Source organism: Epilithonimonas sp. UC225_85, assembly GCF_042695135.1.
Classification (GTDB): Bacteria; Bacteroidota; Bacteroidia; order Flavobacteriales; family Weeksellaceae; genus Epilithonimonas.
The window spans coordinates 2526970-2539596 of the sequence record NZ_CP170547.1; the positions used below are offsets into that span (position 1 = coordinate 2526970).

Annotated in this window: 8 protein-coding genes; 3 read left to right on the plus strand and 5 right to left on the minus strand. The window is 35.1% G+C overall.

The annotated features are described in order from the left end of the window. The first annotated feature begins 119 nt into the window (after positions 1–119). The 3 genes from ACFJGY_RS11640 to ACFJGY_RS11650 all read left to right on the plus strand — a co-directional run bounded on the left by ACFJGY_RS11640 (position 120) and on the right by ACFJGY_RS11650 (position 2861). Entirely contained in the window at positions 120–1301 is a 1182-nt protein-coding gene (locus ACFJGY_RS11640) for an acyl-CoA dehydrogenase family protein (protein ID WP_379964074.1), read from the plus strand. A 301-nt stretch (positions 1302–1602) separates the two neighbouring features. After that, positions 1603–2175, plus strand: coding sequence for a DUF1287 domain-containing protein (locus ACFJGY_RS11645; protein ID WP_379964076.1), 573 nt, complete (start codon positions 1603–1605; stop codon positions 2173–2175). A 35-nt stretch (positions 2176–2210) separates the two neighbouring features. After that, positions 2211–2861, plus strand: coding sequence for an N-acetylmuramoyl-L-alanine amidase (locus ACFJGY_RS11650; protein ID WP_379964078.1), 651 nt, complete (start codon positions 2211–2213; stop codon positions 2859–2861). Between the two features lie 101 nt (positions 2862–2962). Here the strand turns inward: ACFJGY_RS11650 and ACFJGY_RS11655 are convergent, their stop codons facing one another. From ACFJGY_RS11655 to ACFJGY_RS11675, 5 genes are all read right to left on the minus strand, one after another. Then, entirely contained in the window at positions 2963–5656 is a 2694-nt protein-coding gene (locus ACFJGY_RS11655; RefSeq protein WP_379964080.1) for a PD-(D/E)XK nuclease family protein, read from the minus strand. Between the two features lie 321 nt (positions 5657–5977). Then, positions 5978–6397 (minus strand): hypothetical protein, encoded by a 420-nt coding sequence (locus ACFJGY_RS11660; protein WP_379964082.1) that lies wholly within the window; start codon positions 6395–6397, stop codon positions 5978–5980. Positions 6398–6411: 14 nt separating this feature from the next. Continuing rightward, positions 6412–7047, minus strand: a complete 636-nt coding sequence (rsmG, locus tag ACFJGY_RS11665) for a 16S rRNA (guanine(527)-N(7))-methyltransferase RsmG (RefSeq protein ID WP_379964085.1) — start codon at positions 7045–7047, stop codon at positions 6412–6414. Between the two features lie 91 nt (positions 7048–7138). Beyond that, complete coding sequence (locus ACFJGY_RS11670; protein WP_379964087.1) at positions 7139–10966, minus strand: Ig-like domain-containing protein; 3828 nt, start codon at positions 10964–10966, stop codon at positions 7139–7141. Positions 10967–11257: 291 nt separating this feature from the next. Continuing rightward, entirely contained in the window at positions 11258–12496 is a 1239-nt protein-coding gene (locus ACFJGY_RS11675) for a LuxR C-terminal-related transcriptional regulator (protein WP_379964089.1), read from the minus strand. Between the last annotated feature and the right edge of the window lie 131 nt (positions 12497–12627).

Below are 12627 nucleotides of genomic sequence, written 5' to 3' on the forward strand. Positions count from 1 at the left end.
CGTCGTTTGATTGAGAACTCACTTTCTGTAATTTCTGTATAAAATCAAAAAATGAATTATTTGTTAACAAAACTTTTCGGTAATTCAGGAAAAGCTTTATTTTTAGGCAAAACAAAAAAATGTCATATTATCCTTTAACAAGCATACCAGATTATTATTCAATAGACGCTTTATTAACCGAAGAACACAAGCTTATCCGCGATTCCGTACGCAGCTGGGTCGAGAATTTTGTGATGCCGAAAATAGATCAGGCAGCACAAGATCACACGGATATTCCTGGATTGATGAAGGAATTGGGTAACATTGGGGCTTTAGGACCTTACATTCCCGAGGAATATGGCGGACCTGGATTAGATCAGATCTCTTATGGTTTAATAATGCAGGAATTGGAAAGGGGTGATTCGGCAGTTCGTTCAGCGGCTTCTGTACAGTCTTCATTAGTGATGTTCCCAATTTTCGAATATGGATCTGAAGAGCAAAAAAAGAAATATTTACCAAAATTAGCGTCCGGCGATATGATCGGATGCTTTGGTTTGACAGAGCCCAATCACGGTTCTGATCCATCATCAATGGAATCAAAATTCACAGACCAAGGCGACCATTATCTTTTGAACGGCGCCAAAATGTGGATTACCAATGCTCCTGTTGCAGACATTGCTGTAGTCTGGGCAAAAGGTGAAGACGGAAAAGTAAAAGGATTAATTCTTGAACGGGGAATGGAAGGCTTCACAACACCAACCACTCACAACAAATGGAGTCTTAGAGCTTCCAAAACCGGAGAACTGGTTTTCAACAACGTAAAAGTTCCGAAAGAGAATCTACTTCCAAATATTGAAGGTTTGAAAGGTCCGCTTTCTTGTCTTAATTCAGCGAGATACGGTATTTCTTGGGGTGTAATAGGTGCAGCAATTGACTGTTATTGTACAGCAGTTCAATATTCGAAAGAAAGAAAACAGTTTGGGAAACCAATCGGTGGATTTCAGTTACAGCAAAAGAAATTGGCAGAATTCCTGACCGAAATAACTAAAGCACAATTGCTTTGTTTCCAGTTGGGAAATCTTAAAAATGAACACAAAGCATCACCTGCACAAATATCAATGGCGAAAAGAAACAATGTGAAAATGGCCATCGATATAGCTAGAGAATCCCGTCAGATGCTTGGCGGAATGGGCATAATGGGAGAATTCCCCATGATGCGCCACGCTGCAAACCTGGAATCTGTGATCACTTACGAGGGAACGCACGACATCCATTTATTAATTACCGGAATGGATATTACGGGCATCAATGCCTTTGGATAAAGACCAAATCAATCTTATATATTTTTAACAAAAACCTGCGGAATAATTTCGTGGGTTTTTTCGTTCCAATACTAAGTTTATTATAATATTAAAATTCAAATAACAGGTCGCTCCTACGGAGCTTTACTCTAATAACAAATTATGTCTATTACCAGTTTGCTCCTAACGGAGCAGAGTTTAATCCCTTTGGGATTCATTGTTAATAGAAAAAAGTTTTCAAAAAAATATAGCTCCGTAAGGGCGACCTGTTAGTTTATTGTATAAAGTTGAGTTTTTTATAATTTCAAATCAATCATTAAAAATGAAAAAATATTTCGCTATTCTTTTCTTTGTTTCCATTACGATTTTTGGACAAAATTTTCAAACTAAACTTTCCACTGCAGCCATCAATCTGACTAAAGATAAAGTGGTTTATGACCCAACTTATTTTAATTTAAAATATCCAAACGGTGATGTTCCCGCTGATAAAGGCGTTTGTACCGATGTTGTGATCCGTGCTTACCGTAAATTAGGAATTGATCTGCAAAAGGAAGTTCACGAAGATATGATAAAGAATTTTTCAAAGTATCCCAAAAAATGGAGTTTGAAAAAACCAGATTCTAACATCGATCACCGTAGAGTTCCCAACTTACAGGTTTTTTTCTCTAGATTTGGAAAAGTAAAAGCAATTTCAAACGATCCGAAAGATTACGTTCCCGGCGATATTGTGACCTGGGATTTGCCTAAAAATCTGACACATATTGGAATTGTGGTTAATAAGAAATCACCAGACGGCAAACGATATATGATAGTTCATAACATCGGCGCTGGGCAGGTTTTGCAGGATTGCCTTTTTGACTGGACGATTACAGGGCATTATCAATATCAGAAATAGAAATTAGAATTTAGATGTTAGAAATTAGATTAAAGATGAGAAAGTGTATTCTATTGATGTTCATGAATTGTTGTTTTTTATTTCAGGCTCAAAATTTTAAAATTATTCAGAAACCAATTGATTATTCAAAAGAAAAAATCAAGCTGAGTCTGGAATATATGAAAGAACATCACGGTCTGGATCAAAAAACGCCAAAGATCACTCCAAAAATAATTGTTCTACATTATACAGCCGGCGGAACAATTGAATCTAATTTCAAATATTTCAATAATCTGTATCTTGAAAATCAAAGATCAACTTTAAAGAATCAAAGTCCACTGAATGTTTCCGCACATTTTCTCATCGACAGAGATGGAACTATTTATCAGTTAGTTGATCCCGAACTGTTTGCAAGACACACCATCGGCCTGAATTATTGCGCCATCGGTGTCGAAAATATTGGAAGCAAAGCCCAGCCTCTGACAGATAAACAGGTTGAAGCCAACGCAGAACTTGTAAGATATTTAAGCAAAAAATATCCAATTGAATATCTTATAGGACATTCAGAATATGGTGTTTTCCGAAATTCTAAACTCTGGAAAGAATCCGATCCTAAATATTTCACGGGAAAAGAAGATCCAGGCGCAGATTTTATGAAGAAAGTAAGAGCAAAATTGACGGATTTGAAGTTGAAAAGTCAGCCTTAAAACAGAACACTTCGACTCCGCTCAGTGTGACAGTTAATATAAATCGATCATTTTTAAAATTGTCAGGCTGAGCGGAGTCGAAGCCTTTCAACAGTAGAAATTTACCAACTCACCTTCTCTTTTTCTTCAAACGGAACTTCAGGATTCAGGATTTCCGCAATCAGATTTCTGATAGAATCTTCTATTTCAGAATCTTCGATGTCAATAAAATTAAGTTTTTGAGGACCATTATTCACTTCTGCAAAAGACCAAATTGCTGTTTCTACATTTTCCGATTTGATATTCAGAGAATTGGTAATGCAATATTTATAAATCGAAAGCTGCAAAGCCTGTTTGTAATCATCACGGAAAAATAATTCGGGAAGTTTTTCTTCTTTATTTTTGCCAAGACTGATCGTCAGATTTTTTGGTTTTGCCGTTTTGTAATCGATGACTCTTGTGATTCCGTCGAGTTTGTCGATTCTATCAATAAAACCGTAGAAGCTAATTTTGTCATTTCTGTTTTCGTCAAGATAGAAATCACAGTTAATTTCTTTTTCAAGGTCGATAATTTCTAGCAATGAACCTTTTTTTACTAGTTCCAAATCGTATTCTACAATATTGCGAACTACCCTTTTGGCGATCTCTTTGTGGATGAAATTCATTCCCCGATCATAGAATTCCGGTTGATGTTTCAGCTTTTCAATTGCAAAATCAATTGCCGGATCTGTTTGTTGAAGTAAACCTTCTAAATCATTAACAGTTAATATTTTATTCTTTACTGGCTCGTGCAAAAACTGCAAAGCGTAATGAACCAGATTACCATAATTCCGTTGAGAAAGTTCTTCTTCGATCTCGTTGGTTTCTCTGACTTTTAAAATATGACTTAGATAAAAATCGATTGGATTATAAAGATAAGTGACAAGATGCGATGCAGAAACTCTATTTTTCCATTCCGTTAAAAGCCGCATAACTTCATTATTTTTTTCGATTTTCATTAGTTCCTGTGAGATAGGTTCAGATGTATTTTCGATGATGATATGTTCAATTTTGTGCGGACTTTCCATTTCAAGTTGAGTAATGAAACGGCTTTTTTCACCTGTGTTGACACCCGAACTCAAAGCATTGAAAAGCAAATGAACATTCTCGGAATTCTGTATCAAGCGGTAAAAGTGATAAGCATAGATACTGTCATTTTCAAGAAAAGTGTTGAGTCCAAAGTTCTTACGGACATCAAAAGGAATATATGTATTCTGTGTATTTCCAAGCGGAAGTTTTCCTTCGTTCACGGAAAGTAAGATGATATTTTTAAAGTTCAGAAGACGCGTTTCCAGAAGTCCCATAATTTGAAATCCTGCCAACGGCTCGCCTACGAAATCTATGCTTTCTGTGTTTACCAATTGATTGATGAGAACTTCCAGAGTCTCAATTTTAATATCAATTCTGTAAGGTAGCAATTGGTTTTTGATGACTTTAAAAACTTTCTCAAAATGGGCAATATTTTCATACTGAATATCGTCCAGTTCTTTAAATTTCAATTCATAGCAAAATTTAATTAATAAATCTAAAAAGCTTTGAGTTGATTCCGGTTTTTGAAGAAGTTGGAAATAACTCAAATTTCCAACCAGTTCTGTAAGAAGATTTTTAGAAATATAAACGATGTTTCGTTCCTCGATTTTTGCGATAAATTCCTGTATAATGGCACTGTCTATTTCGTCATTTGGCAGCTCTTCCAAAATTGGCAAAATATCGGCGTAATAGTAGCTGGAAGATTTTTTTTCCTGTTGTTTCTGCAGATAAAATAACTTTTTGATTGCATTGCTGAACGATAGATTTTTAAGTGGAAATCCCATCGTAATATTCACGCTTTCAACCGAAGTTAGGCTATCCAAAACGGCAGGAAGAAGATTTTCATCCAACAGAACCAAAGCTGTTTCTGATAATTCTTCTTTTGGAATTTTCTTCAGAATTTCGGGTAGAACTTTTGCCTGAACAATGTTGCCGGAAACTTCGTAAGTCCTGATGTTTTTTGGCTGAGAAAATTGGTCATCGATCCAGTTAAAATTTCTGTACAGATCAAATTCTTTCCATTTCATCGTTTCCCGCAGGAATTTTCCGGATTCCTGTCTTTCATCTTCAATATAATATCGATCGGCTTGGAAATAAGTTTCCGCCTTGTTCCATTGCAGGAGTTGCCGCACAAGTTTTTCTTCGACTCTCGTTAAAGCACTGAAGCCACAGAAAATAAAATAATTGTTAGTTGCTTTTGCGAAATTTTCCAGTTTAGAAAACGCTTCCTGATAGATCATCCCGGATGTGGCGAGATTTTCATTTCTCAACTCTGATTTCAGAAGCGGCAGGAACTCGTTCATTTTCCGCCAGAAATTCAGGTTTCTTTTTCTGGCGTTGTCATCGTCGCCAAGATTTTCGCCCCAGTTTTTGATGCGTTCTTCGTCCAGCATCCATTCTAGGATCTTTTTATCATCATCGGAAAACTTCATCATATCGTCCCAATCTTTCTGAAGCGTCGGAAACCATTTGAGAAAACCGGAAAAATCTTCTGAAGAATCTATTTTCTGATAAGTGCGGTAAGCGAAAAGCCAAAGTGAGATTCCTTTAATTTCTAAATTTTCGGAAAGTTCTGCGATCAGCTCGTCTATCGTGACGAAGTTAGGCAAAAGGCCTTCATATTGCTTTTCCTGCAGAATTCTTTTGATAAAAACCATTGGTCGTTTTCCTGGTAAGACAATATCTAAGCCTGAAAGATCCTGATGATTTTCTAATAATTCTGAAATGATCCTTTGGAGAAACTGCATAAAAAAAGCCTTTAGAAGTAAAGGCTCAATTTAATTAATTTTTTGTTTCTTTTAACGCAAAGTGCACAAGATTTTTTGAAATTATTGAAAAGATTTAAAGTCGCAAAGGCTATTTTGCAGGCTCAGTTTAAATTATAAACTCATCAAAATAAAATAAAATAAGTTTTAATGACTTTTTTACAAATGCCAAAAACCTATAATTTTCCAAAAAACATATTTTATGTTGGAACTGCAGCCCGACCTGAGTGGAGCTCTTTTTCTTTTTCTCAAAAAGAAAAAAGCGGGAACGGAGGGCGGATAAAGCTGCCCAAATTATATTAATTATTCTACAACCACTTTTTTCTCAATAAAAGTATCTGCGCCAGCGGCATCTTTTCCGACATAGAATTTGAAGGTGTACCTTCCTGTTTTAACCGGTTTGAAATTGATCCGGCTGCCATCAACATAAGTTCCGTCACCACATACATCATTGGTTTTGAAAGCAAAATTGGCAATTGTTCTTACAGAATCATTTGTATAATTATAATCGTAGCTGTAGATTCCTTCACAGGCTTTGGTAAAAGTTGAATACACTTTTAATTCCTGAGTTACTCCAAGCGACATCGTATCCATAGGAATATGAACGCTGTCGATCTTTTGTGCATAAACATCCGTAATCTGCTGATAATCGTCATTGTCTTTACAAGAAATTACCATTGCGGAAAACACCGCCATCATTGATAAAATAAATACATTCTTCATAATCGTTTCTTTATTTAGTTGTTAAAATTGCCTTTTGATATATATACGACTTTTTTGGTGTCAAAGAATTCTTCGTCGAAATAATTTTTAAGTCCAAAAATCTCACATCTCAATCCGGCTAATTCCTCGCCAAGATCGCCGCCTTTGAGATAAAGAACACCATTGTGCTTTGGGTTAAACTGTTCTTTCTCGAATTTGCCACGCAGCCAGGTCAGGAAAACCGGCATCTGCGTAACAGCTCTGCTTACTACAAAATGGAACTTTTCCTTCAGCTGTTCTGCTCGCATGTGATGCGCAGTCACGTTTTTGAGTCCGAGACTTTCTGCTACTCCATTCACGACAGCAATTTTTTTGCCAATGCTATCGACCAGTGTGAACTGTACATTTGGAAATAAAATTGCTAAAGGAATACCCGGAAAGCCTCCTCCTGTTCCAATGTCAAGAACTCTTGTATTGTCCGCAAATGCCATCACTTTTGCAATGCCCAAAGAATGAAGAATATGCTTTTCGTAAAGACTGTCTGTATCTTTTCTGGAAATGACATTGATCTTTTCATTCCAGTCTTTGTACAAAGTTTCCAATTCTGCAAACTGATTCTGCTGCTCGCTGGTGATATCCGGGAAATATTTTAATATTAATTCTAATGACATAAAGCGAAATTATGAATTTTTAATAGTATTTATACAAAAAAAACCATCAAAAATAATTTTGATGGTTCCTAAATTTCAAAAGTTTTAGTGTTTATTTTAAAACTTTTTTTGTCATCGTTGTATTTCTAGAATCTGCTTTTATAATGTACATGCCTTCTGCTAAGTTGGTTTTGTCTATCAAAACTTCTTTTTTGGCATTTTTTGAACTGAATATTAATCTTCCAAGAGAATCATATAAACTCACATTTTCAAGATTCTCATCGGATTTTACAACAAAATTCTGAAGATCTTTGTAGATCATAATTCCTTTTTTCATTGTAGTATCTGTTCCCAAAGTTTCTATATTTTTATAAATGATCTGGAAACGATCCTCATACTGACCGGAAGTTGTAGAGAAAGTATAAGCTTCGTTTTTAAGATTGATCAATTTATTCAAATATGTATCTTTCAAATAAATGTCCTGAGTTGTATTAAATATTCCTTCTTTATCTGTAAGGGTGATTGTATAATTACCGGTAACTGAGGCTTTGATCCCTAGTTTTACCACATCTCCGTTATACATTGGAGCCTGTCTTGCCTGGATTCCTAATTTTTTATTGTCCAGGATGCTCCAGAAAGAATCATTCCCTACTGCCAATAATTCGGTATCAAAATCACTGTCAAAACTATCTGTAGCTGTTGGAATGTATCCTAATAAGATTTCATTGTTAACATTAGTAGGAGATTTGAACTCTAACCAAAATCTGTCTTTTTGAATAGCCTTACCGTTATTTTTATTATAGAAATTACCATTGCCGGCATATCTCATACCATTATTGAATACTAAAGCCTGATTTTTTCCCGCCTGTTTTGCCTGAACAATAAAACCCTGACCTATCGAAATATATCCGTTTGGCTTTCTGTTGTTATAACCGAAATATGTAGCAGATGCACCTCCTGTTCCGTTGTATAAAGCATAATTATTACTCACATAACTGCTTCCCTGTTGCGTAAGGATGTGACCATCATTATTGGTCCAGAAATAGGCAACGCCATATATTTTTGTACTGTTTGCGGCGAATAGATCTTCAAAATCAAGATTTGATGGATATGGATTCCCAACCATATTATAGCCATGCGCCGCATTTGTCCATTTCAAAATGTAGGATTTCACTTCTCCGTTCTGAGGCGTTCCGGTAAACTTGAATTCAGAAACCGGTGATGTGCTGGTAACTGTATCTGGGAAACTGTTTTTTCCTCTGATAGCATATCCTCTGGAAGGCTGGAAAACCGAAGTCGAACTGAGTGTAATATCGTTTGCGATAGATGTTACAAAATAATCATTGGCTTCATTATAAACATAGAATCTGTTCCAAGGTGTTCCTGTTCCTGTTGTCGTTGCCTGGTTGTAACCATCAGAGAATTGATAAAGATTCTGTCCGTTAACTGGTGATGACCAATAATTATATCCCATTTTCGGAATAGTTGCGCTTTTTTTAACTGTCACATTTCCTGTATTTTGAGCATCACCCTTCTGCAATAGATTGGCATTACACTCTACTACAAAATTAGTGGCAGCAGCATTGTTCACTATCTGACCATTAACTGTAATATAACTATCTGCATTGATAGTAATACTTGCGCCACTGTTTATTGTAAGATTTTTACTTTCAAAATTACCATAAGATGCGGTATTGTATGCTGTATCTATGATTGCGTTTTTATCTGCAGTCGGCGTTCCGTTGCTCCAGTGTGGTGCGGCGGCATTTTGCCAGATTGTATCTGTAGATGAGTAAACTGAATTATAGAAAACACCGCCGATCTCCGGACCTGTTGCTCCTGAATAATATTGGAACAGATACTGAGAATAACTGTTGTAAAGGTATAATCTAATGTAAAGTTTTTCTCCGACATTGAGTTTTAGGCCAGTTTCAAAATTAAAAGTATTGGTTTGATAACTGTTTCCGAATGTTCCAGTAGAAAGTACACTCACACCACTCGAGAAGTCTGAGGTTTTAGAATACCGGATCTCGTAATTCGCAGTAGCAGTACCTCTTCCTATAAAACTAAATGTTTTTGGTTCTATCGTCTTTTGTGTACTTGTATTATCCAGTACAAACTGCACATATTTGGAAGTGTTGATGGCATTAGAGTTTTCAAGATTGCCAATATTAAAGACAGGAGTCGCTTCGTTTCCATTTGTCAGTGATACGCCTGTTACTGTCATCTGTGTTGGATTTACAAAATCCTGAAATGATGTTGCTGTATAATTACTATTATCCCATCTGGTTAATACTGTCGGATTATTTGCTGTAACATTTACGTTGACCGTAGCATAGTTGGAAACACCATACTGATTTGTGATGTTATATGTAAAGGAGTCTGTTCCCGAATAATTGTTTGCCGGCAGGTAGTTGATTGATTTATCAGCATTGAGTGTTGTAACCCCGTGTGATGGTTGTGTAAGAGCCATTGACGTTACCTGATTACTATAATCATCATTAGATAAAACATTAACATTAATATCATTATTAATTGTCGTGGTTACAGAATCGTTATACGCAATCGGAACTGTTGAGCTATATTCTACAATCCCATTGAAAGTTGGTCCCATCGCATTATTTGGGTAAAATCTTAAAAGGAGATTATTGTAAGTATTATATATATAAACACGCACATATAATACTTGACCATCTGTTGCAATGGGCGCCGGGAAGTTGGTAAGTGATATTGTTGTCAACGCAGTTCCCAAATCTGTCTCTGGATAGACGATCGTAGAATTAGTAAATGCGCTGTTCAAAGAATAATCAATTCTTATTTTTGCCGTTCCTCGCGATCTTGCCAAAAGATTAAAATCTGACAGACTTAATTTATATCCGCTTTTCGGGCTGATGGTAAACTGAACATACTTGGTTTTATCTATTGTGGTTGTAGATGGCCATCCACCGATTTCAAATATTTTATAGTTAATATTATTTTCCCAGTCATCATTAACGGTTATTGCTTGAGTAGCGGTTACGTTACCGGACGTTACTTTATTATTATAAATACTTGCCGATGCATCTGTGCTATTCCATCTTACCAAGGCAGATGCTACGTTTTCTGCTACATTCAAAGAAACTGTTGCTTCGTTTGATGCTCCTGTCACATTGCTCGATTTGTATTTGAAACTGTCTGTACCTGTGTAGCCTGTTGTAGGTTTGTATGTCACATTAGTTGTTCCATTTACGGTTAGAGTTCCATGTGCGGGCTGCTGTGTGATCGTGATAGCAGTAATACTTGTAGAAGAAATATCGTTGGAAAGGATGCTAAGATCTGCATCATTATTTTTGTAAACTGTAAAAGTATCATTATTAGCTACCGGTGCCACAGGCGTATTTATGGTAACTGTTCCTGAAACATTTGGTGCGATTCCCGCATTGCCATTTGATATATGAAAAGAATTATAATTTCCGTTATAAATATAAAGGCGGATATACATTGTTTTTCCTGAAGCAATGACAGGATTTGTAAAATTGCTTTGTGACAGACTATGCCAGTTGGTATCAGTTGTTGTAACCGTGGTAAGAGTTTGTGGACTGGAAAAATCACTATTAGTAGAATATCTGATCTCAAATTTTTGCCCTGCAGATTGTGCTCTATAAGTCAAATTAAAAGTACTTACATTAACCTGATAATTGGAATTAGGGGCTATTGAAAATTGAAGATATTTACTGGTATCAATCGTTGATGAAACTGGAATATCTGATATTTGGAAGAAACTTACGTCCCAAGTTTGTGATGATATTCCAAATCCTGAATTTGCATTACCTGAAGTAATATTACTTGAATAGTTCGTGGGAGTCAAATTAGCTTGATTCCATCTTACTAACTCAGATTGCGCTGAGAAAATATTTGCAATCAGTATTGCAAATAAAACATAAAAATTTTTTTTCATCATTTGTTATTTAATTACAAAAAATCAACACTGCAAATTTAAACAATTGTTTAATTACCGTGCGTTGACATGTGATAAGAAAACAGCTTATAAAATTTTAAAATCTCAATGATAATTTCCTTTAATCGGGGTCGATTATTAAAAAAGAATCACTTATGATTTAAATAATGATAGGGCAATATTATTGATAATATTATAATAATAAACTATTCTGTCGGCTAGTTTATCACTATACATAAAAAAACTATCCCTAGGGATAGTCAGTGTTTATGGGATGTTGTAGGTTTGTAAGGTCTAGTTGCCGTTCATTTTCTTGAATAAGTCCTTCCTGTCTTTTAGCTCTAGTACGCTATAGATATTCTTAATATGATATTTTACTGTACTTTCTGTAATGAAAAGTTTCTCTGCAATTTCTTTGTTAGATAGTCCATTTGTCATGAGTTTTATAAGCTCTTTTTGACGCTCTGTTAACTTGTCAAAATCGATAGAATTATGATATTCATGATTTACGAATTTCTCTTCTCGATTATAATTTTTCGAGTAATAATTCAAATCCTCTTGAATCTGTTCTATCTCTTCTTCTAGTTTCTGTTTATCTTTCTTACTCTTGTAAAGAGAAAAAATGATAATACCTAAAAGTATGATTGCAATAATTAAGGCTGATATCTTTTCCCAAAAACTATAGTTTTCTTCTATCTGTTTATCTTTTTCCAGATATTCTTTATCTATAATATGCATCTCGGAAATTTTGACATCCTGCCCTTCCAGCTTTTTTAATGAATCAATTTTTAGACCAACTTTATAAGCTTTGTCCAGCATATTGTGCTGCTTATAGAGTCTTTCCATTTCCGATGCTGTAAAAATTTTATATTTCAGGATTCCGCAACTATCAGAGATTTTATTACTTTCACTATAGATTTTCTCGGTTTGTCTGATATCATTTTTCCGGCTGTATAGCTCCATCATTTTAGCCATTACGACCGGTAGATTACAGTAACTTACCTGTTTCATTATACTCAAAGCTTCAGAATATTTTTTTTCAGCTTCTTTGAAGTTATTGTCTCGCAAAAAAAGATAACCTTCCTGCATCAGAATATAGGATTGATCTTCCGGATAAACATCTGTATAGTTTTGATCTGCAATATGTTTCATTGCTTTTTTCGACTTTTCAAACTCGTTATTGTCAAAATAGACAAATGCGAATTCGTAATCGATTTTCATCCTCAGAAGATTTGTTTTAGGAAGATTACGGACAATAGCGCTAGATTTATTAAGATAATCTATGCACATGACATAATCATCTACACTGCGATAAGTAGCAGCCATCAGAAACAGAACGTTAGCTTCTTCTTCCTCTGTTAAATTTCCGGCAAGTAAGATTTCGGATAATTTCTTTTGAGAAGCCTGATGTTTTCCTTCTCTGTTATTTTTGATGATCTCTTGTTCTAAGGAATCAATGTCCAAACCTTTTGCATTTATAAAACTGACGAATACAAAAAGTAGTATTGATAAATAACGTGTAAAATTTTTCATGTTTTTTTAAAAAAGTCTCGTTGATATCAGTCAATCTCTTGAAATTGAAATTAATATTGGAAAATTTATTTACAAAATTAATTAATATAAGCATAAGAACTCTGATTGATCGATACTTTATAAAAATTTCA